This is a genomic window from Ensifer sp. VA4 (genome assembly GCF_055710065.1).
Genome location: NZ_JBVQPO010000005.1, coordinates 393,296 through 414,448, shown reverse-complemented (window position 1 = coordinate 414,448; position 21,153 = coordinate 393,296). Strand labels below are relative to the sequence as shown.

At 61.0% G+C, this 21,153-nt stretch carries 19 protein-coding genes and 1 tRNA gene; 7 read left to right on the top strand and 13 right to left on the bottom strand.

The genetic code is table 11. The annotated features are described in order from the left end of the window. Nucleotides 1–21: 21 nt before the first annotated feature. Nucleotides 22–930, bottom strand: coding sequence for a DMT family transporter (locus tag AC0C6X_RS11390; RefSeq protein WP_472953139.1), 909 nt, complete (start codon nucleotides 928–930; stop codon nucleotides 22–24). Between the two features lie 149 nt (nucleotides 931–1,079). Between AC0C6X_RS11390 and AC0C6X_RS11385 the strand changes: the two genes are divergently transcribed. Then, nucleotides 1,080–1,553, top strand: coding sequence for an Lrp/AsnC family transcriptional regulator (locus AC0C6X_RS11385; RefSeq protein WP_173515979.1), 474 nt, complete (start codon nucleotides 1,080–1,082; stop codon nucleotides 1,551–1,553). Nucleotides 1,554–1,699: 146 nt separating this feature from the next. Then, nucleotides 1,700–2,623, top strand: coding sequence for a diacylglycerol/lipid kinase family protein (locus AC0C6X_RS11380; protein ID WP_472953136.1), 924 nt, complete (start codon nucleotides 1,700–1,702; stop codon nucleotides 2,621–2,623). Here AC0C6X_RS11380 and AC0C6X_RS11375 read toward each other — a convergent pair. After that, nucleotides 2,560–4,089, bottom strand: coding sequence for an ArnT family glycosyltransferase (locus AC0C6X_RS11375; protein ID WP_472953135.1), 1,530 nt, complete (start codon nucleotides 4,087–4,089; stop codon nucleotides 2,560–2,562). The genes AC0C6X_RS11380 and AC0C6X_RS11375 overlap by 64 nt on opposite strands. After that, nucleotides 4,082–5,089 (bottom strand): glycosyltransferase family 2 protein, encoded by a 1,008-nt coding sequence (locus AC0C6X_RS11370; RefSeq protein ID WP_173518104.1) that lies wholly within the window; start codon nucleotides 5,087–5,089, stop codon nucleotides 4,082–4,084. The genes AC0C6X_RS11375 and AC0C6X_RS11370 overlap by 8 nt, the downstream gene beginning before the upstream one ends. Before the next feature lie 103 nt (nucleotides 5,090–5,192). On the opposite strand from AC0C6X_RS11370, the gene AC0C6X_RS11365 reads away from it, so the two are divergent. Next, nucleotides 5,193–6,146, top strand: a complete 954-nt coding sequence (locus AC0C6X_RS11365) for a lysylphosphatidylglycerol synthase domain-containing protein (RefSeq protein ID WP_472953133.1) — start codon at nucleotides 5,193–5,195, stop codon at nucleotides 6,144–6,146. Nucleotides 6,147–6,203: 57 nt separating this feature from the next. Here the strand turns inward: AC0C6X_RS11365 and AC0C6X_RS11360 are convergent, their stop codons facing one another. The 4 genes from AC0C6X_RS11360 to AC0C6X_RS11345 all read right to left on the bottom strand — a co-directional run bounded on the left by AC0C6X_RS11360 (nucleotide 6,204) and on the right by AC0C6X_RS11345 (nucleotide 9,097). Next, nucleotides 6,204–7,706, bottom strand: a complete 1,503-nt coding sequence (locus AC0C6X_RS11360; protein WP_173515983.1) for an AMP nucleosidase — start codon at nucleotides 7,704–7,706, stop codon at nucleotides 6,204–6,206. Nucleotides 7,707–8,079: 373 nt separating this feature from the next. Then, on the bottom strand, nucleotides 8,080–8,256 hold the full coding sequence (locus tag AC0C6X_RS11355; RefSeq protein ID WP_173514876.1) for a hypothetical protein: 177 nt from the start codon (nucleotides 8,254–8,256) through the stop codon (nucleotides 8,080–8,082). Between the two features lie 77 nt (nucleotides 8,257–8,333). After that, nucleotides 8,334–8,507, bottom strand: a complete 174-nt coding sequence (locus AC0C6X_RS11350) for a hypothetical protein (protein WP_034804185.1) — start codon at nucleotides 8,505–8,507, stop codon at nucleotides 8,334–8,336. A 248-nt stretch (nucleotides 8,508–8,755) separates the two neighbouring features. After that, nucleotides 8,756–9,097, bottom strand: coding sequence for a DUF2147 domain-containing protein (locus tag AC0C6X_RS11345; RefSeq protein WP_173515984.1), 342 nt, complete (start codon nucleotides 9,095–9,097; stop codon nucleotides 8,756–8,758). A 594-nt stretch (nucleotides 9,098–9,691) separates the two neighbouring features. On the opposite strand from AC0C6X_RS11345, the gene AC0C6X_RS11340 reads away from it, so the two are divergent. After that, on the top strand, nucleotides 9,692–9,958 hold the full coding sequence (locus AC0C6X_RS11340; protein ID WP_173515985.1) for a sel1 repeat family protein: 267 nt from the start codon (nucleotides 9,692–9,694) through the stop codon (nucleotides 9,956–9,958). Between the two features lie 58 nt (nucleotides 9,959–10,016). Here the strand turns inward: AC0C6X_RS11340 and AC0C6X_RS11335 are convergent, their stop codons facing one another. The 3 genes from AC0C6X_RS11335 to AC0C6X_RS11325 form a co-directional block, all read right to left on the bottom strand. Further along, entirely contained in the window at nucleotides 10,017–11,132 is a 1,116-nt protein-coding gene (locus AC0C6X_RS11335; protein ID WP_472953129.1) for a pyridoxal phosphate-dependent aminotransferase, read from the bottom strand. Nucleotides 11,133–11,263: 131 nt separating this feature from the next. Beyond that, entirely contained in the window at nucleotides 11,264–11,641 is a 378-nt protein-coding gene (locus tag AC0C6X_RS11330; RefSeq protein WP_247957897.1) for a PilZ domain-containing protein, read from the bottom strand. Nucleotides 11,642–11,833: 192 nt separating this feature from the next. Further along, on the bottom strand, nucleotides 11,834–12,190 hold the full coding sequence (locus AC0C6X_RS11325) for a hypothetical protein (RefSeq protein ID WP_247957896.1): 357 nt from the start codon (nucleotides 12,188–12,190) through the stop codon (nucleotides 11,834–11,836). 310 nt (nucleotides 12,191–12,500) lie between these two features. Between AC0C6X_RS11325 and AC0C6X_RS11320 the strand changes: the two genes are divergently transcribed. The 3 genes from AC0C6X_RS11320 (at nucleotide 12,501) to AC0C6X_RS11310 (ending at nucleotide 16,930) form a co-directional block, all read left to right on the top strand. Further along, nucleotides 12,501–14,717: a caspase family protein gene (locus tag AC0C6X_RS11320; protein ID WP_173515989.1), complete on the top strand. Its 2,217-nt coding sequence runs from the start codon at nucleotides 12,501–12,503 to the stop codon at nucleotides 14,715–14,717. Nucleotides 14,718–14,925: 208 nt separating this feature from the next. Further along, nucleotides 14,926–15,015: transfer RNA gene (locus tag AC0C6X_RS11315), tRNA-Ser, on the top strand. An 853-nt stretch (nucleotides 15,016–15,868) separates the two neighbouring features. Then, the gene (locus AC0C6X_RS11310) at nucleotides 15,869–16,930 is read left to right on the top strand and encodes a porin (protein WP_472953126.1); all 1,062 of its coding nucleotides are present in this window, start codon (nucleotides 15,869–15,871) and stop codon (nucleotides 16,928–16,930) included. A 146-nt stretch (nucleotides 16,931–17,076) separates the two neighbouring features. Here the strand turns inward: AC0C6X_RS11310 and AC0C6X_RS11305 are convergent, their stop codons facing one another. The 3 genes from AC0C6X_RS11305 to AC0C6X_RS11295 all read right to left on the bottom strand — a co-directional run bounded on the left by AC0C6X_RS11305 (nucleotide 17,077) and on the right by AC0C6X_RS11295 (nucleotide 20,980). Then, nucleotides 17,077–18,006, bottom strand: a complete 930-nt coding sequence (locus tag AC0C6X_RS11305) for an alpha/beta fold hydrolase (RefSeq protein WP_472953124.1) — start codon at nucleotides 18,004–18,006, stop codon at nucleotides 17,077–17,079. Nucleotides 18,007–18,314: 308 nt separating this feature from the next. Further along, nucleotides 18,315–18,797, bottom strand: coding sequence for a BA14K family protein (locus AC0C6X_RS11300; RefSeq protein WP_173515992.1), 483 nt, complete (start codon nucleotides 18,795–18,797; stop codon nucleotides 18,315–18,317). Between the two features lie 116 nt (nucleotides 18,798–18,913). Continuing rightward, nucleotides 18,914–20,980, bottom strand: coding sequence for a lytic transglycosylase domain-containing protein (locus AC0C6X_RS11295; protein WP_472953121.1), 2,067 nt, complete (start codon nucleotides 20,978–20,980; stop codon nucleotides 18,914–18,916). Nucleotides 20,981–21,153: the final 173 nt, after the last annotated feature.

Here is a 21,153-nt window from a genome sequence, read left to right as displayed (position 1 = left end):
TCTTATGGGAAACGTCCTGGCTCAACTGCGGGCCGAAAGAATGCCGGTTGAAAGCGCCACGCCGGCAGCCGTGATGATCGCAGCCAGGATTTCGAACGGACCGATCTGTTCGCCGAGCAGGACGGCGCCGCCGATCATCGCCAGCACCGGCGTCAGCGCGGTAAAGGCGGCAGCCTGCGTGCCGCCGAGGCTCTTCACCGCAAAGCCATAGGCGACCATGGCGACGAGGCCGGAGAGGATGCCCTGGCTGGTGATCTGCAAGGCGATCTCCCTGACCGGAACGCCGGCAAGCGTGCTTCCGAAACAGGCGACGAGCGCCAGGTGGATCAGGAAGGACCAGACGGCAATCAGGGCGCTTCCCTGCAGTGGGCTGAGCCCCGAACGTCGGAAGGCGTGGGTGAAAATCGCCCAGAGCGTCGCCGCCGCCGGAAGCAGGGCGTAGCCGATCCAGCTTGTTGGGACCGAGACGGCAAGGCTGCGCGTCAGCAGGATGGCGACGCCGGCGACGATCGCAGTGAAGCCGATCACCCGCATCCGGTCGGGTCGCTCACTGAAGATCGTTGTGCCGATCAGCGCGGTGGCGAGCGGCATCGAACCGCCGAGAAGAATGCCGACCGAGGACGCAGGTACGGAGTGGATCGCGAAGGCTGCGACCTGGAAGAAGGCAGCGCCGGAGCCCGCGACCATCAAAGCGAGCAGCCGGATCGGCAGGTTGCGCGGCAAGAGGCCGGTTTTCAGCCACACCGGCGCAAGCACGAGCGCCGGAACGCCGTAGCGGATAAGGCCAAGGTCGATCGTGCCAAGCGCGGTGCCGGCCGTGTGGCGGGTCGTCAGGATCCAGCTCGCCCAGATGAGGACGGTGACGAAGGCGCCGGCGTAGCCGGCGGCGGCAGGCGTCGTGCTGCCGCGATCGATTGTGATCGCAACCATTTGAATTTCCTTCCTGATTTGGATATCCCAAGCTCTTGGGCCGGAAGGAAGACTACGTCTGAAAAGCCGCGCATGTCCTTGCGATTTATGGCCGTAATCGACTATCATTCGCAACAATGTGCCAAAAGTAACCTGAAAAGCTTGTGATCATGCCAAATCTTGATAAGTTCGATCTCGCCATCCTCAAGATCCTTCAGGAGGATGCGCGTGCGACGAACGTCGAGATCGCCGACAAGGTCAATCTTTCGCCGTCGCCTTGCCTGCGGCGCATCCGCAATCTGGAAAAATCCGGCATTCTGCGTGGCTATCGGGCCGATATCGATCGCAAGGAGGCCGGCCTCGGGCTCACGGTCTTCGTGGAGATCAAGGTCGGCCGCCACAGCCGCGAAAACGCTCAACTGCAGCAGGAGGCGCTGCTTGCCATTCCCGAGGTGGTGTCGTGCTTCCTGATCTCGGGCAATGCCGACTTCCTCGCCGAGGTCGTCGTCGAGGATCTCGCGGCTTACGAGAAGCTCCTGACCGAGACTTTGCTGGCCTTGCCGGGCGTGACCGACATACGCTCGAACTTCGCGATCCGGTCGATCAAGACGGGCGGGCCGCTCAAATTACCTGAGCCCCGTTGAACGGCGATTCTCTGCGGATCTCCGGGGCGGATCGGCACGCGCTCGATTCCCGTTAAGTTTCGGTAAGGTTCTGGAATTGACCGCAATCGCGATTATCTGATCGCGGTAAGCAGCATTGCCGCGGCAACGGAGCCAGTGACCCATTCATGAAAATCAAGGCGATCTTCAATCGTGATGGCGGAACCTTCCGCACGACGGATATGGCGGCCTATGGCCGGAAGGTCGAGGAAGTCTTTCACGAGGCAGGGCACCAGGTCGAGATCGCGGCGGTTTCCGGAAGCGAGATGCGCGAGACCCTGGAGCGCACGTGCCGCCGCGACGATCTCGATGCGATCCTCGCCGGCGGTGGCGACGGCACGATTTCCGCGGCCGCCGCGGTCGCGTGGAAGAACAGCATGCCGCTTGGGGTCGTTCCCGCCGGGACGATGAACCTCTTTGCCCGCACGCTGAAGCTGCCGCTCGACATCTGGAAGGTGCCGGAGGTGCTGGCAAACGGCGTGATCATCGACGGTGACATCGGCAGTGCGAATGGTCGGGCCTTCGTGCACCAGTTTTCCATGGGCCTCCATGCCCGCATGGTCCGCTATCGCGAGTCCTTCAGCTTTCGTTCGAGGGCAGGAAAAATCGCCGCAAGCACTCGCGCGGCGGTCGGCGTTATTCTCAATCCCCCTGATTTCGAGATCGAGTTCGATGTCGACGGCCACAAGGAGAGCCGTCATGTCTCGGCGGTCTCAGTCTCGAACAACCCGTTCGGCCGCGATACGCTGATGTATGCCGACGACATCACGGCCGGCCACCTTGGCTTCTACACGGCGCCGCCCTTGAGCCCGCCGGGCGTGGCCAAGCTCGCTTTCGATGTCATCCGCGGCAAATTTCGCGACAGCCCGCTGATCACCGCCATGAGCGGTCATGCGCTCGACCTGCATTTTCCGAAGGTGGAGCGCAAGATCAACTGCGTCATCGACGGGGAACTCCTGCCGATGGGCCGTGACGTCGCGCTTCGCATTCATCCCGGTGAACTCAAGCTGCTCGTTGGCGCCGGTCGCGACGGATCGGCGATCCAGAAGTAGCCGAAGCTATAGCGATCCGGCAGTTTGCCATGGAGATAGGGCAGGGCGAGTTGCTGCGGCTTCATTGCCGCCTCCGGTACGCCGAGCGACCTCAGGAAGTCGAGGAGCCCTTCAGGTGGCGGAGCATCGAGCTTGCCGTTATCGCTCCAGACCACGAGAAGCGGCCCGGCCAGATGCTCGATCGGGGGGCTGCTGCTGTTGCCGGGGACGAAAACCTTAGCGCCATGCAGGCGCGTGCGCACATTACCGCCAAGCAGCTGGTCCGCGGCGATGACCATCGCCGGCTCGCCTCCCTGCTGCCGGGCGACGGTTTCGACAAGCGTACTATAGGGAATGCTCAGCCTCGACAATTTGCCGAACCAGGGGCGAACGACCGCGCGCGCCGAGACGATTACCAATGTGGTGACGATGATGAAGGCGACGAGCAGCAGGAAGGGGCGGACGCTGCGTGCGGTGTCGACGTCGGAAGCCTCCACCTTGAGAGCAAGGTAAAGCGGCAGCAGGACGAGAAAGAGAACCAGCCACTTCTCGCGCATGTGGGTGGCGCCGACGGCCAGCATGATTAACAGCACGGCGCCGAGGCAGAGCAGCAGCATGCGCCCGATGACCCGCGTCCAGGGGCTCTCGGCGCGCCAGATGGCCGGCAGGTCCGTGCGGAACACCACAGCGAAGACGACCAAGGGAATGGCGGCGCCGCGAAGCGTGGCGGCAACCAGCGCAACAATCCCCTTGAGCGCCTTGCTCAGGTAGCTCGTTTGCTGGGCCGTTCCCATTTCATTGAGGGTATTTCGCGAGGCGGCGCCGAGATTCTCCAGGATCCAGTAGCCGTGCGGCAGCGCAATCAGCACGCAGACGGCGACCGCAACCAGGATACGCCAGTCGAAGAGCCGGGCGCGAAACTTCGGCTCCGGCAGGATTGCAAGGACCGCGGCGGCTGGGACGAGCGCGAAGTTGTACTTCGAGATGACGCCGATGCCGACTGCAGCGCCGGTCAGGACGTAGGCGAAGAAGCTCGGCCGCGTCATCGTCCGGATGAAACCGTAGAGGAACAGCGATACGGCAAACAGCGCTGCGACCGTATGCGAAAGGTCGCGCTGTGCGAGCAGGAAAATCGGCGGAAAGGTCAGGACGCCGACCGTGGCAATGGCGGTCAGGCGCCGGTCGTTGAGGACCTCGCGCGCCGCAAGGCCGTAGAAGAGACAGCAAAGAAACAGGAGCCCGTTCTTGAGCACCGTCATCGTCGCAAGCGATGGTCCGAAAACCGAGGTGAGCCCGAATTGCAGCCAGTTGTAGAAGGGGGGCTGTGAACCATAGCCGAGCATCAGGAACTGCGAGACGAAGGCTTGTTCCGACTCGTCGATTTCAAGCGATGTGGAAATGGCGAGGCGCAAGCCGATACAGAACAGGAAGTAACCGGCGATCAGCGCAATGACGAAGTTTGGCCGACGGTTGACGACGTCAAGCATCGGCCGGGTCCCGGACGAACACCTGCCGCACGATGTAGTTGGTAGTACCGTCGTCGCGGAAATAGGTTCGCGCCATCATTTCAGCGAGAATGCCTGTGGTGATGAGCTGAACGGACGAGAGGAACAGCATGACGCCGACGATCAGCATCGGTCGCGTTCCGATATCGTTGCCGAGGATGAACTTGTCGAAGCCGAGATAGATCAGGATCAGCGCGCTGAGCGCCCCTGTCGCAAGCCCGATCGAGCCGAAGAAGTGCCCCGGGCGCGCCTTGTATCGCATGAAGAAGAGCACCGACAGCAGATCGAGAATCACCCGGAAGGTTCTGGAAAGCCCATACTTCGACTGGCCATGCTGCCGTGCGTGGTGGGTGACAGGCATCTCGCCGATGCGGCTGCTCGGCACCACGCCGGCGACCCAGGCGGGAATGAAGCGGTGCATTTCCCCCATCAGCTTCACCTGCTTGATGACGGAGGTCCGGTAGACCTTCAGGCTGCAGCCATAGTCATGCAGCCTGACGCCGGTGATCTTGCCGATCAGGCGGTTGGCGCACCAGGATGGGATCTTCCGGAGCAAGAGACCATCCTGCCGGTTCTTTCGCCAACCGACGAGCAGATCGAGCTCGCGCTCCTCGATTGCCTTGACCATTTCTGGGATATCGGCCGGATCGTTTTGAAGGTCGCCGTCGAGCGTGGCGATCAGCCGCCCGGCAGCAGAGTCGATCCCAGCCTGCATAGCCGCCGTCTGCCCGAAGTTCTTCTGCAATTCTACGATCTTGAGGTCGAGGTTAGGATCGGAAAGGGCCTTTCTTGCATTTGCAAGCGTTCGGTCGGTGCTGCCGTCGTCAACGAGGATCAGTTCCCAAGGAGACGGGAACGTCGCCAGCGCCTCGCGGACCCGTGTAATCAAAGGCTGGATGCTGTCCTCCTCGTTGAACACGGGAATGACGACGGATAGTTCGATGGAGTACATGGGAACAGCTCGTGCATGCGGCGCCTGCATTTGCCGCAAGATTGGGATTGCGCTTACATAATCGTTTTCTTGCACAGTTATCAGTGATAACCAACGTTCATTCTTGCGTTTCAACACGGGAAATCGAGATCTGATGACTTCGGATTGCCAGTCCGACGGGCGATCCTGGCTCGCCCGCAACCGGATGACATTGCTGTCGGCAGGCGCCATTGCGGCCTACGCGGCCTTCGTCGAATGGCTCTGGGGATGGGCGGCGCTGCTGAGGCAATGGTCCGAGATCGGTTTCGGTCCTGCGGCGTCAGCCCTGGTCCTGCTCGTCGCGACATACTTCATCCGCTGCTACCGCATCTACGATTACTTTCCGAACGAGACGGCGGGCCGCTTCCTACAGCTGCTTCGCGTCACCCAGGTTCACAACCTGCTGAACATCATGCTGCCGTTTCGCGCCGGCGAGACGAGCTTTCCGCTCCTGATGCGCTCGGAGTTTTCCGTGCCGCTTGCACGCGGCACGTCGGCGCTCCTGGTTATGCGCCTGCTCGACCTGCACGCCCTTCTCGTCGTTGCCGCCGTTGGCCTCGTCCTCGACCGTGGGTCAGCCGCCCTGTGGATCGCGTGGTTGGCTGCGTTGGTCTCGCCGCTTCTCTTCTTTCTTCTGAAGGATCAAGTGATTGCGCTGGCGCGCCGGCTGTTGCCGACAAAGCTCGATGCGATCGTCGACGAATTGGAGGCGGGTGTCCCTGCCAACATCGTCGCGTTCCTGCGCGCCTGGGGCATGACCATCCTCAACTGGGCGGTCAAGGTTATCGTTCTTGCCTGGGTGCTGGCCTTCATGGGCGTCGCGCCGCTGGCCGCCTGTTTCGGCGGTGCGCTCGGGGGCGAGCTCTCCTCGGTGCTGCCGATGCATGCGCCCGCGGGCGTCGGGACCTATCCGGCGGCTATCGCGGCCGGTGCGGTATCCTTCGGCGCTGCGGCCGATCGCGCCGGACTGGAGCAACTGGCGGCCGCCGGCGTCAACGCACATCTTTTGATCATCGTGTCCGCGGTGGCGGGCACGATCTTGTCGATGGCGTTGGGGAGAAAACGCTGAGCAATCCCGGGGAAGTTTGACTTGAGCTTCCCGCCGGGACTGCGAGGGTTCCAATGATTACTGGAACGAGGTTTCGTAGAAGCTTCTGAGCTTGCGGGAGTGCAGCTTCTCCGGCGGCATGGACGCAAGCTTCTGCAGTGCGAGGATGCCGATCTTCAGGTGCTGGCTGACCTGCGTCTTGTAGAAGGCGGTCGCCATGCCCGGCAGTTTCAGTTCGCCATGCAACGGCTTGTCCGACACGCAAAGCAGCGTTCCATAGGGCACGCGGAAGCGGAAGCCGTTGGCGGCGATCGTCGCCGATTCCATGTCGAGCGCAATGGCGCGTGCCTGCGACAGGCGTTTGACCGGGCCGCGCTGGTCGCGAAGCTCCCAGTTGCGGTTGTCGATGGTCGCGACGGTTCCGGTGCGCATGATCTGCTTGAGATCGTAGTCGCGGTAGCCGGTGACCTCGGCAACGGCATCCTGCAGCGCCACCTGGACTTCGGCGAGCGCCGGCAGGGGGATCCAGACCGGCAGGTCGTCGTCGAGCACGTGGTCCTCGCGCATATAGGCGTGCGCAAGCACGTAGTCGCCAAGGCGCTGGCTGTTGCGAAGGCCGGCGCAGTGGCCGAGCATCAGCCAGACATGCGGCCGCAGCACCGCGATGTGGTCGGTGATCGTCTTGGCATTGGACGGGCCGACGCCGATATTGACCATGGTGATGCCGCCGTGCCCTTTCTTCTTCAGGTGATAGGCAGGCATCTGCGGCAGCCGGGCGAGCGGATAATCGGTCTCCGGCCTGTCGGAGCCGGCCGGCGTGATGATGTTGCCGGGCTCGACGAAGGCCGTGTAGCCGTTGCCGCCTTCGGCCATCTGCTGGCGGGCCCAGGCGCAGAACTCGTCGACGTAGAACTGATAGTTCGTGAAGAGGACGAAATTCTGGAAGTGCGTGGCGCTCGTCGCGGTGTAATGGCTGAGCCGCGCCAGCGAATAATCGATGCGCTGGGCCGTAAAGGGCGCGAGCGGCGAGGGTTCTCCAGGACCCGGCTCGTAGGAACCGTTGGCGATCTCGTCGTCGGTGGTCGTCAGGTCGGGTGCATCGAACAGATCGCGCAGCGGAATGTCGATGGTGTTTGCCGCCGAGGCCTCCACATAGGCGCCCTCGCCGAAGGCAAAATGCAGGGGGATCGGGGTCGCCGATTCCGAGACGGTGATGCCGAGGCCGTGGTTGCGGATCAGATGCCCGAGCTGTTCCTTCAGATAGTGCCGGAAGAGCTTTGGCCGGGTGATCGTGGTCGTGTAGACGCCCGGGGCGCTGACATAGCCAAAGGACAGACGGGAATCGACGTGGCCGAAGCTGCTCGTCTCGATGCTGACCTGAGGGTAGCAGGCGCGATAGCGCGTCAGGGGCTTGTCGGTTTTCCCCAGACCCTCGAAAGCTTCGCAGAGGAACCGGGTATTGCGCTCGTAAAGCGCCTCGAGGCAATCGACGGCAGCCGCAGGATCGTCGAAGTACTGCGGCTCGAAAGGTTGAGGCGTTGCGACGGAAAGGACGGAGTGTGAAGAGATTCGCTTGTTCATGTCGCATTATAGGCTGCGACTTCTGACAAGCAAACGACAAGATATCGGTGCACACAACTGTGTCGCGATTGCGGTGTCGATGGGCTCAACGCGGGCTGGCAAGACGCCCCCATAGGCGGCATAGGCCCGCCCAGCCGGACTGTCGATCAGGGTGAGAAGTCAGGCAAAAGTTGTGGCGAATCTCACGGCATCTTTCCTTATCCAAAGGAAACACGCAGCTATTCAAAGTGCTACGGCGACCTTGGCGCGCCTTGAAAGACGGGCGGCGCAGTCGGAGCGAGAGGACAGGAAAGAGACGCCAAACGCAAGCCGGAAAGGACAAAGGGGCGCAAGGGCTCCTTTCCATGCGGTTCCTTTCGGGGAGTGCCCCGCCTCAGGTCATGGACTGGCGCTGCAGGGTCACGAAGAGGACGAGGCCGGCGCCCTGCTTGCCGATGCCGGCGCCGTTGGCCTTGGAGTAGGCAAGCGCCCCGACCGGTGCCATCAACAGGCCGGCCAGTGCAAGAACGCGCAGCGAGAGAAACACGGATGTCGAAAGAGCGGCCAGCATGTTCGTCTCTCCATCAGTTCACGAGGTGATCGGTTTCACTTGGCGTCGGAGCAGGGCGCAGCCCGTCTCGTCCGGGGTTAGAGTTTGGCCTGGCAGTATTGCGCCGTGTGTGCGGTGCAATCCGTCAGCGAACCGAGGTAGGTATTGCTGCGGCGACGTTCGGTGTCCGCGCTGACGGCAGCGGCGAGAGTTACAGCGAAAACGACCATCAGAAGGCTGATGATGGTGAGGCGCCGAGCAAGGATATCCATGGTTCTGTCCGTTGTTTGGAGGCAGGTTCAAATCGATTGAGTGTGTTTTCGCACACCCAAACTGAATTGATGCTGAGATGTCCGTTCATCTGGCGTTCATCTTCGGTTGCATTTGGGCCGCTGTCGCGCGCGCCGGGAAATGCCGAGCCTGGCGGAACAGAACGACCAAGTCAGGACAGCACATGCAAAAGGGCGGCCGGTGGCCGCCCTTCCGAATTGCTAATTTTCCTGGCCGCCTCAACGAGCGCCTAAAGGCGCGTCCACGTCTGCGACTTGCAGAGCACTTTCAGGACGCAGCCCTTCATCTTCAGCGAATTGCCGTTGACGGAGCCCGAACCGCTATAGGTCTTGTCGGTGTCCGGATCGGTAATTTCGCCCGAATAGCTGCCGTCGGTGCCGGAGAGGTTGCCGATACGCTTGCCGGCATGCTTGCCGGTCTTCAGCGTCACGCAGAACGCACCGCCACAGGGGGCGATCTCTGCAGTTGCTCCGCTTGCGGTCTTCCAGTTGCCGACGATCGATTCTGCCGCTGCCGCCGTCCCGGCAATGCCAAGGGCGAACGTCGCGGTCATGAGCAAGGTTCTTATCATTCCAGTCCTCCAGATCGAGGCTGCCGGCGTGGTCCGCTCCGCCGGTAGCTCTTGAGATGTCCTCGTGTGCAAAGGCAGGCTCCTCACCGCCGCGCGCACGATAGCTTACGCGCACGTAAAGGTAAACAAGCCCAATGACGGCTTTCGGTGCTTTTCTTGGCCGTTGCAAGCAGGTCGAAGCTACGAATTCCTGGCGGTTCCGCCGCCGTCGATCTTTTCGTGGTTAGCGTTTGGTTGAAATCGGCAGTTGAATTTTTCGTAAATTTTGAGGCGAATGCGCCGGATTCCCGGCCTTCCGATGTTTAACAAAAACTCAAGTTTACCAAGCGTTTGAACTTTGTTTGTCGCAAATTAAGCATGCATTTTAAGCGCGCATTGAAAGCCCTGCTGCATATTGGAGCCATAAGACGAGCGGACAAAAACGCTCCGACAAACCGCCGAAGACGACGCCGCAAAAAGACGGTGCGCTCCGGAAAGGCCCACCGAGAGGCAAGGTCGAACAGGGACCAAAACAAGTGCTGATCTGGAGCATGGCCCGCTCCAAACGGGCGGGCCGCTTCGGAAAAACCAACCAGGCAAGACAGGGACAAGACAATGGCACGCTTTGATATGCAGATTGCTTCGGATGCCGCGATGGGTGGTGACAACCAGGCGGAAATCTTCTGTGAAATGGGTCTGGCCTATGCGACCGGCCACGGACGCCCGGTCGATCTCGTCGCCGCCCACAAGTGGCTGAACATCGCCGCGATCAAGGGCTGCGACCGCGCCGTCGACCTGCGCGCCGATCTGGCGATGACGATGAGCAAGGTAGATCTCGCCGCAGCCCTTCGCGCCGCTCGCGAATGGATGACGGTTCATTGAGCCGATGCGGCGGCACTCAGCGTGAGCGCCGCCCGACAGCAGGAATCTGAAAGCACGATCAGGCGAGCTTTTTCAGAACCTCGGGCAGGGCGGCCGCAAACAGGGCCATCTCCGCTTCCGGTCCGGTGCTGACACGGATGCAGCGGTTGAGGGGCGCCACGCCCGGCATCCGGATGAAGATGCCATGGTCGTTCATCAGTGCATCGACGATCGCGCGGGCATGGACGGCATCCCGGCCGCAGTCGATCGCCACGAAATTGGTGGCGGAGGCGAGCGGGGTTAGGCCGTTGTCTGCGGCAATGGCCGCAATGCGCTGGCGTGCCGCTGCGATCTTCGCAATTACCTCCTTTAGATAGTTCTGGTCCGCAAGCGCGGCCATCGCTGCCGCGACACCGATCCGGTTCATGCCGAAATGATTGCGGATCTTGTCGAAGGCCTGCGCCGTGCCCGGCGTGCTGATGACATAGCCGACGCGCGACCCTGCAAGTCCGTAGGCTTTCGAGAAGGTGCGCGTGCGCACGACGTTCGGGCGATCGATCAAGGCATCGATGGTCGGCAGGGACTCGGCCGGCGCCGTCTCGCAATAGGCTTCATCCAGGATAAGGAGCGTTGTTTCCGGCAAAGCCCGGGCGAAGTCGACGATGCGCTCGGCCGACCACCAGCTTCCCATCGGATTGTCGGGATTGGCGAAATAGACGAGCGGCGCATTTTCCCGCTTCACCGCCGCAAGCAAAGCTTCGAGGTCTTCTCGGTCTTCGGCATAGGGTACGGTAACCAGCCGACCGCCATGGCCGACGACGTGATAGTTGAAGGTGGGATAGGCGCCGAGCGATGTGACGACCGGCATGCCGGGCTCGATCACCATGCGGACGATCTGCCCGAGCAATCCGTCGATGCCTTCACCGATCGCGATATTGGCCGGCGTGGTGCCGAGATGGGCAGAGATTGCCTGTCTCAGGTCGTGGTTTTCCGGGTCGGCATATTTCCACGTTCCGCCGGCCGCTTCATTGATTGCCGCCAGGACACTCGGGGCCGGACCGAACCCGCTTTCGTTGGCGCCGATGCGCGCGGCGATGGCTCGCCCACGTTGCCGTTCGATTGCCTCCGGGCCGACGAACGGAATTGTGGACGGAAGAGATTGGATGAGCGGCGTGAAGCGAGAGAAAGCGGACATGCTGGAGAATGGGCCCCGTTCGAAGAAAGTCCGGGGAACTTAGCGCAAGCTGCCGCAATTCGGAATCGCCCTGACGAGAAAAGCTGCCGGAATTCCGCTGTTCATCGCGGTACGCCGCCGCAGCCCTGCAATCAGCGCGATATGGCCGCCTTGCCGTTTTGTCCGGTGAAGAAATCCTGCCGGATGATCTCGCGCAGCAAGGTCTGTTCGATCGGCTTTATGAACTGGACACCGATGCGCTCGCCGTTGCGATAGACCTCGGCGCAGCCGATCCTGAGCGGCGTGCCGATAATGTGCAGATAATAATGTTGAGACAGCCCGATGGTGGTATCGACCGCAAAGCTGGCTCCGCCACGCGATATGTCGATCATTCGGCATGGCCTGACCGAGACGCCGCCGAGTCCCGGCCGTACCGACGTCACCGTACCCGCGTGTGCGACGGAGAAGCGTTCGTAGCGTCGCTCGTAGAATGGCGAAGGGACGCAGGAATACATTGTCTGGTGCAACATGCGCTATTCTCCGCCAGAGCCGGATTGCGCATGCGATCGTCTCCCGAACGCATTCGGCAATCCAGGACAATTCATTTGCCCCACATCGCAGTGGCCCAACTCCACCAATGATAGAATCACTTTCGCAGGAGAAGCTTGCAATCCCCTGAAATCGATCACTAAAAATCTAATGTCGCGCGTTTTGCGTTGTGGTCAGAGGCTGCCGCTGGAGAACTGGATTCGAATGAGGCGTCTCAAGAAATCCGGCGACAGCAGCATGTTGAAGCGCACGCCGAGTTCGGTGCCTTCTCGATGAACCTGCGAGCAGCCGATTTCCTCCTTGAAACCTTCGATTTCCAGAAAGAAATGTTTCGGCAGCGGGATCGCAGCATTGAAGTCGAGCATCGCGCCGGCAATCGAGATATGGCGCAGCAGGCATTGATATTTGGTCTTCGCCTTCAGGTGTTGACCAATGACGAGGATACGGCAGGGCCGCTCGATGAAATAGTGCTGATGCGTCGTTGCAAGCTGGCCGGGCTTTCCTTCCGCGACATGCATCTTCATGGACATGGCAAGCTCCGAGACCGACAGCCCTTCGTAACCCTCGCAGCATCGTCATCGATGGAATCGACGGCTGTGCCGCTATCATGTCTCAGCTAAGTGCATCGACTTGCTTCGACCTTGCGCTCTGCGCACGCGTATCACGGAGTAAATTATGACGCCTGCGTACATTGAAAGCCCCCATCTCATACGTAATACTTTCGCCAGGCATGATCGGAGCGCCCGATGTGGTGATTCCGAGGGGCAGATGGGCGAGGGCATCGTCGGTCGTTCAAGCCGGGCAAGGCGAAGAACGATGGTCGGTGCCGGAGGGAATGGCATGTTCACGGGGCATTCGCGGCATTGGCTGCCGCTCTCTATTCTTTGTATCGCGTTGTTTGTGCCGATGGCGGATGCATGGGCCGCCAAGCGCGTCGCGCTGTTGATCGGCAACGAGAAATATGAAGCGACGTCGCCGCTCAACAACCCCGCCAATGACGTGGAACTGATGAAGGCCTCCTTCGAGGACGCCGGTTTCGATTCAGTCACGACGGTGCACGACGTCGGTCGCCAGGACATGGTCAAGGCGCTGCGCGAGTTCGAGGATCTGGCGACCGGCGCCGAGGTGGCGATCGTCTACTATTCCGGTCACGGCATGGAGATGAACGGCGCGAATTTTCTGCTTCCCGTCGACGTGCGACTGAAAACGGACAAGGACGTCGAAGACGAGGCGATCGGCCTCGACCGGGTTCAGCGTTCGCTCGAAGGCGCGACCAAGCTCAAGCTCGTCATCCTCGACGCGTGCCGCAACAATCCCTTTGAACAAAGCATGACGCGCTCGATCTCGACCAGGGCGGTCTCGCGGGGCCTTGCGCGCGTCGAACCGGAATCGGCCGACCTGCTCGTCGCCTTTGCCTCCAAGGCCGGCACGGTCGCACTCGACGGGGAGGGCAAGAACAGCCCCTTTGCCACGGCACTCGCCAAATACCTGACCGAGCCGGGCGTCGACGTTCGCATTGCGCTTGGCAAGGTGCGGGACGAAGTGGTGTCGGTCACCAATCGCGGCCAGGAGCCGTTCGTCTATGGGTCGCTCGGTGGGGCGCAGATCTTCCTCAATATCAAAGAGGTGAACATCAACATCACCAACAATGGCGGCCAACTCTCGCCAAACAGCCAATCGGAAGCAGCCGCCGACTGGCAGAATATTCGCGACCTCGCCGACAAGGATCTGATCGCGGCGTTCCTGGCGAAGCACGGGTCGGATCCCGTGTACAGGATGCTCGCCGAAAAGAAGCTGAAACGCCTGACCGAGGCCGAGCAGACGTCGAGTGTCTCACCCGACGAGATTGCCTGGGAGGCGCTGAAGCAGTCGACCGATGCCGCGGCGTTGACGCGCTTTATCGAGCGCTATCCGGATAGCAGGCACAAGGCCGAGGCCGAGCAGCAGATCGCGGCGCTGGAACCGCAAAAGGGTCTCAACGTCTCGCCGACCGGCAAGGACACGCAGGCCTCGCGCGATTGCTACCTGCTCGCAGGCGAGCCGCAATCGATGCCGGGCTTCCTCGGGGTCAACTTCCTGAAGCTCGATTCCGAGCGGGCTTTGACCGCCTGCGCCCAGGCCGTCAACGAGAATCCGGACGATATGATGCTCGTCAACATGCTGGGTCGGGCGCAGGATGCCGGCCGCAATTATGTTGACGCGCGGCGCAACTACCGGAAGGCCGCCGACGGCGGCAATTTGTATGCGCTGACGAATCTCGCTTGGTTTTCAGTCTATGGGACCGATGGTCCGGTCGACGTCGACCAGGGCAAGCGCATGTTCGAGCAGGCAGCCATGGGCGGCAACGCCTACGGCCAGGCGTCCCTCGGCTGGCTCTACCGTGAGGGCTATGGCGGCATCACACAGGACTTTGCCGAAGCAGCCAGATGGTATGACCTGGCGGCCAACCAGGGTTATGCCAACGCGATGGCGACGATGGGGTGGTTCTACCGGGAAGGGCTTGGCCTTCCGAAGGACCTGGCGCAATCGCTGTCCTGGTACAAGAAGGCGGCCGAGAGCGGTGACACCAATGCGATGTCCTCGCTCGGCTGGGCCTATCAAAACGGGTTGGGAACTGAGCAGAACTACAGCGAAGCGAAGGTCTGGTATGAGAAGGCGGCCAATATGGGCGATTCCTATTCCATGGCATTGCTCGGCTGGTTCTATGACATCGGCAACGGTGTCTCGCAGGACTATGTGCAGGCACGCACCTGGTATGAGATGGCAGCGAATGCCGGCAGCGCCTACGCCATGGGCAACTTGAGCCGACTTTATGATTACGGCCTCGGCACCAAAGCGGATGCGAAAGAGGCGGTTCGCTGGGCGGCGGCGAGCATCGAGGGTGGCGATCCGGCCAAGCTTGAAGAATTGCGGACGCAGCCCAACAATTTCACGCCGGACTTCCGCAAGGAAATGCAGGTGCTGCTTAGGGATCGCGGTTATTACGGCGGCCCGATTGACGGCGACTTCGGTGCCGCCACGCAACAGGCGATCGAGCGTCTCGCAGGCAAGTCTTGAGACATAAGAGATAAAGGCGCCTCATTGCGAACGAGAATCAGACGTCGGCGGGTTCCGGCGCTTCCTGCTGAGCGGCAGGTGCCGCCTGTGGCTAAACGCGCACGCTTGCTTCTTGCCGGGCAGGCCCACGCGGAAAATGAGGGGAATTGCCGGAAAACGACAAAAAAATCTTGCATTGGCCGTTGAGTGACACTAGTCAGGCGCTAACGGAGAGGTGGCCGAGTGGTCGAAGGCGCTCCCCTGCTAAGGGAGTATACCGGAAACGGTATCGAGGGTTCGAATCCCTTCTTCTCCGCCATCCCTTTCTTGTCCGGCCCGTAGACATAGGTAACAGAACGTACCTAAGGCATGGGTGACAATCTCGTGCCGGACGGATTGTCGATGGTTTGCGATACCTTGCTTCCGTAAAGACAGTAATGATGGCTCCCGCCAACTTGGGATGGCGCAGCGAACCGAGTGCGGGAACCGATCCGTCGGCGCATCCCAAGATCCGCAAATTGTTTGGCGCAACGCCACCGGGCTTTCCGGCAAGTCGGTCAGACCGTCGACTCTCTCCCCTCTCTCGTGCGCGCATCAACTCTTTTCGAGATCTCTGTCGGTTTGTTCGCCCATTGACGTCTTCTTTCCTGCGGTCGGCGGCCGCGATTCTCGCTGGGTCAGAATCAAGGATGCGTTTCGTTTGCGAATCTCGGCATTGATTCTGATGATTCTTTCGGTCTCGAACCGTCCGTCCCGTTCTCGTTTCCTGGAGAGATTGCTGTTTTAGCCGTTCGCCGCCGAGGTGGAGTCGGCATTTGTGGCCGCGCTTTCCCCCATTTTGGGCAGCTTTCTGCCTCTTTCTGAAACAGGCCGGGCGTGCGCGCCTTATGCTAAACCCCTGCCAGCAAAGGGTTTTCTTAATGGTTTGTTAATTTTCTCAAGGGGTCTGCGGCGATTTTGTGTCGTTTCAGCAACAGGGTTCGGCGAAGGGCGATGCAAAGCACGTGATCTCGCTAGTTGGACGTTGCGCCGATGATCCGGTCTTGTATTTTCAACTCCGGAAGCAAGGGCGGTTGATCGTCCGACTTCTTGAACGTTGGGGATGGGGCAGGGAAAGCTGTCCTTCAGCAAAATACCCAGACCCGTTTGAAACTTTTGACTGGAGGTCAGAAATGAACATCAAGAGCCTTCTTCTCGGCTCCGCTGCTGCTCTCGCAGCAGTCTCCGGCGCCCAGGCAGCCGACGCAATCGTCGCAGCCGAGCCGGAGCCCATGGAATACGTTCGCGTTTGCGACGCTTTCGGCACCGGCTACTTCTACATCCCGGGCACCGAAACCTGCCTCAAGATCGGCGGCTTCATCCGTTTCCAGACGTCGTTTGGTGATGGTGCTTCGACCAGCCGTTACGACCAGCGTGACTTCGACTTCGACGACAACGGTGTAGACGATCAGTCCACTTCGGACTGGGATGCCTTCTCGCGCGCTTACATCTCGTTCGATGCCAAGAGCGACACCGAGTACGGCACGCTCACCGGTTTCTTCGCTGCTGAGTTCAACGCCGACAACGACACCGACTCGGGCGACAGCGACTTCATCGACGTTGACGAAGCCTACATCCAGCTCGGTGGCCTCAAGGCCGGTTTCTTCTACAACTGGTGGGATAAGGGCCTGAACGGCGAAACCGACTCGCTCGGCAACGTCACCGAGTTCAACTCGATCGCCTACCTCTATGACGGCGGTTCGTTCCAGGCCGGTATCTCGGTTGACGAGCTCGAAGGCTGGTCCACCAAGGCTAACGGCGTCGGCATCTCCGGTATCGTTTCGGCTTCGGTCGGCGGTGTTTCCTTCGACCTGCTCGGCGGCTACGACACCGAATGGGAAGAAGGCGCGCTCCGCGCTCTGCTCTCGGCTGACCTCGGCCCGGGCGTCTTCCAGGTTGCTGGTATCTGGGCTTCCAACCCGAACACCTACTGGAACGCTTCCGAGTGGTCCGTTGCAGCTTCGTATCGCTGGAACGCTACCGAAAAGCTCGCTATCACCCCCGGCGTTCAGTACTTTGACGGCCTGCAGACCTCGCTTCTTGACTTCGGCAACGACGATGCATGGCGCGCTGGTGTAACGGTTGACTACAAGATCACCGAAGGCCTCGCGACCCGCGTTTCGGTTCAGTACGAAGATGCTGACAACGCTGACGACCAGGTATTCGGCTTCGTCCGCCTGCAGCGCGACTTCTAAGATCGTCTGACCTCGGTCAGAAGAGAGAAACCCGGCTTTCGAGCCGGGTTTTTTCGTTTTCTCGAAGCGTCGCAATTGGGTGGTCGTCTCCGTCAATCCTCGGCGGATCTCCAACGGATGCACGCCAATGTCATGAAAATCGATCGTCAGCGCGTGCCGGGGCGCCGGTTAGGTCGAGCGCGGTTGGCGCCGACGCAAATGCCGTCGAGAAAGGCGGAAATCGCTTCCCGAGGGCCATCGAGATGCAGCAATGGCGCATGCCCTTGGCCTAGCGCGGTGAATTCTACCATTTCCGGATGCCGTTTTTTCATTTCCCGAACCGTCGCTTGCGAGAGAAGCCGTGAGTGCTCACCCCTGATAGCCATGAGCGGGATCTCCGCCATGGTATCGAATTGGGGCCAGAGATCGGGTAACGGCGTTTCAGCCGTCAGGCCCAGCAATTGCTGTGCGATTGCCGGGTCAAAATCGGCGACAGGCACGCCGCCTTCGTCCCGATAGATCGCCCTTGCCATCTGCTGCCAATCGGATTCGCGAAGGGCAGGGAAATCGTCTCCGTGCAGGGCCTTCAGACGGTCGGGCGCCGCCGCCCAAGTTGTCGGTCCGGTTGCTTGATTGAGATAGTCTCGGATGACCAGCAACCCGCCAATGTCGACCACCGGTCCGATGTCGTTGAGGACGACGCCCGCGACCAAGCCGGAGGCAAGGCCGATCAGGTGGTGCACGATCAGTCCTCCGCGGGAGGTGCCGATGAATATGGCTTTATCAATGGTGAAATGCGCGCAGGCGGTGACGACGTCGGCGGTTTCGACTGCAATCGCGTAACGGCTCTTGTCGCCGTCGCGCTCCGAGTTCCCGCGCCCGCGATAGTCAAGGGAGACCACGGGATGCCCGCCCCCCGGCGAGGAAGCGAGAAAGGTGGCAAGCTCGTGAAAATCGCGGCTGTTACGGGTAAGCCCCGGCAGGCAGACGATTGGTGTCGCCGTTGACGACCGAGGCTCGGGGCCGTAGGTTCGTGCTGAGAGCTGCAAGCCGCCGGTGCCGCGGAAGCGGTGCTCGCGAAACACGCCCTGATCCATCCTCGGTCTCCATTCAAACCAACTGCATGTTTCCTTAAATCGTATCCGATTTAAGGAAACATGCAGCAATTCAAAGCGCTACAGCGACCTTTGCGCGTCTGATTGGACGTGCGGCTATAGACGCGATCGTAGTCGTTGAAGGGGAAAGGGCAAGCGGTAGCATCGGAGAGATGAACTTCCCTGGCCAGCGCCGCTAAGCCAGGCAGTCGCCAGTCCAAGCGAGTTAGCGCCGCGATTCACGCTGATACTTCAGCAGCAAAATCGTAGTCTTGCAGAACGAATGGCTGGCCGCCACGCATCTTAACTCGTCAGTAGGGCGAATAGCACTGACGCCTTGGGCCGCCATAGGGCTGATAGGTATTGTCCCAGGCTCGATAGGACCGATAGCGTGCGTAGCACCAGCGCGTATGGGCGCTGCCACCGTTATAATATCTCGGCTGACTCAACAAACCGCCGACGATCGCACCCGCGGCGAGACCACCGAAAAATGCGCCGAAATCATTATCGTGGTGGCGATAGTATCGGCGATAACGGTCGCGATAATAGCCGTCCCGATAGTATCCGTGTCGATCCCAATCACGATAATAGCCGCGCCGGCCGCCGCGTTCGCAATAGGGGAACGGGCAACTGGGGCGATTCTTGCGCGCCTCGCCGCGCTCGTATGGGAACTGCACCTTCTGGACGTCGGTCGACTGAGAGGCAACCTGCGGAGCGGTGGGGAAGGCTTCGGCTGGCGGGACACTGCTCATCGCCGTCGCCAACGACAGGGCAATCATTGTCAATGTCTTCATCGCGCTCACCATTTTCCTTCAGGAAAGATCGGACCTTCAGGAAGGAAATGGCTGAAATCGTCGTTTGTGCCGGCAGCGTCTATCACAATTGCTTGATCGCGGCATCTGAACTCAAACTATTGCCGCCCCATTCTCAGATCTTCGACGATGTCGGCCGTCTGGCCGAGCCTCGACTTGTAAACCTGATAGTTCTCCATGACCCGCTGCACATAGTTCCGCGTCTCCTGGAAGGGGATGCGCTCGATCCAGTCGACGACTTCGTCGATCGGCTTGCCGCGCGGATCACCGTAGCGGCCGAGCCATTCCGGAACCCGGCGCGGACCGGCGTTGTAGGCAATGAAGGTCAGGATGTAGGAGCCGGCGAAGCTGCTGATCTGTTCCCCGAGATAGTGGGCGCCAAGCGTGGCGTTGTAGCCGGCGTCGCTGGTCAGCTTATCCTGCGAATAGGCAAGGCCATAGCGGCTGGCGACGCTCTTGGCGGTTCCCGGCATCAGTTGCAGCAGGCCGCGGGCATTGGCCGTCGAGATGGCTGCAGGGTTGAAGGCGCTTTCCTGTCGCGCGATGGCATAGGCCAGCGCCTTGCCGGAGCCGTCGATATTGGCGGTCGAAGGGATCACGCCGACCGGGAAGGCGAGGGCGGCGACATCGATGCCACGTCCGAATGCAATCTTGCCGATCTGGAGCGAAAGCTGATGGTTGCGGGCCTTCTCTGCCCGCGCCGAAAGCAGCGCGAGTTCGCCGGGACTGCTCAGTTCCTCGGCAAGCGCACGGTAGATACTGTCGGCGCGCCAGGCGTGGCCGGCGCCTTCAAGCCGGGTGATTGCACGCACCGCTTCACGATTTTCAAATCTTGTTTGATCATCTGCCGTCGGAGCGGGGTAGGTGACGTTCAGGGTCTTGCGGCCAAGTCGGGCGGCGGCCAGTTGCCCATAGAATGTTCCGGTGTAGCGTGCCGCATTGGCGAAGCACTCGCTGGCATTGCCCGGTCCGCCCGCCTCGGCCGATCGGCCCAGCCAGTACCAGGCGCGCGAAGCGGAAAGCGGGCGGTTGGAGACCTCGAGGATACGGCGAAAATGGCGAGCGGCGATCGCCGGATCTTCCATGCCGCGAAGCGCATACCAGCCCGCATGGAATTCGGCATCGACGATATCGGTCGCATCCGTTGCCAGATGACCGGCTGCGATCCGGTAGGCGCCCTTGAAGTCACCCGCGTCAAGCAGGCCCCGGCTGACCACGCGTTGTTCGACCCACCATTCGCCGGGGTTGATGAGCGCCCCTCTGTCCTTCGGCATACGGGCAAGCAACTTGGCTGCTTCCTCGTATTTCTTCTGTTTGCGCAGGAGCTCGATCTGAATGAAAAGATAGGCGGGATCCTTGCGCCAGGAAGGGTCGACCGCCGCGATCAGTGCCTCTGCCTTGTCACTGCCGCGGCTGACAGCTGCCCAAGCGCGATAGAGCGACTGGGCCTTGCCGAGGTCACCAAACCGTTCGGCTTGTTCGACACGGTTGCGGTAGAGTAGCATGGCCATGCGTCGCTGGTGATCGGTGGGCGTCAACAGGCCGGAAAACTCTGTGAGGATCCGGGTCTCCATGTCCTTGTCGAGCGCGTCCCGTTGCCAAATTCCGCGCAACCATTTCGCCGCCGCATCCGTTTGTCCCCGGGCGACGAGCGCGCGAGCAAGGATGAGGGTTCCCTCGGTTGTCTCGGGCTGCGTGTCGCCAAAGGCGGCGAGGACGTCGGGTGCCGGCGGGTTTTCGCGATAGAGCGCCCGCTCCGAATTGGCGCGCAGGGATTTCAAGCCGGGCCAACCCTGTAGTTCGCGCTGGGCATCGGCAATCTCATAGGAGGGAATGCCGCGCTGGCCGGAAACGGCAATCGCCCAGGTCAGGATGTGACGGTCGAGCGCGTCGCGGCTCATGGCGTTGCGCACGGCAATCGCGGCCGCGGGCTGCCGGTTAGAGAGGGCGTCGAGTCCCGCCTTCAGATCGCTGTCGATCGGCGCGGCGATTGCCGGAATGGCATTGGTGGTCTCGTCGACAGCAATTTGAGCAGCCTTGCCAGATTTGTCGGGTCTATGCGTCGGGACCGGTATTCGTCCCGGCGTCTCGGAACCAAGCGCTGGCGATGTGAGCAGCGCAGCGCCGATGATGGCGGCGACGGGCAGGAAAATTGATCCGCGCATCAAGAGGCTGTGTTCCCCGTGTCTCACATTCAACTGCCGCCGGATTGTCTGAGGCAAGACTAGCGGCCAATATTGATCATGGCAATCGTACCTTGTCGCCCAAGCCTGTGGCTGAGCGGGACCATTATGCGGGCCGAACGTCAAGCTTTTGCACGAAAACCGGCGTGAAATGC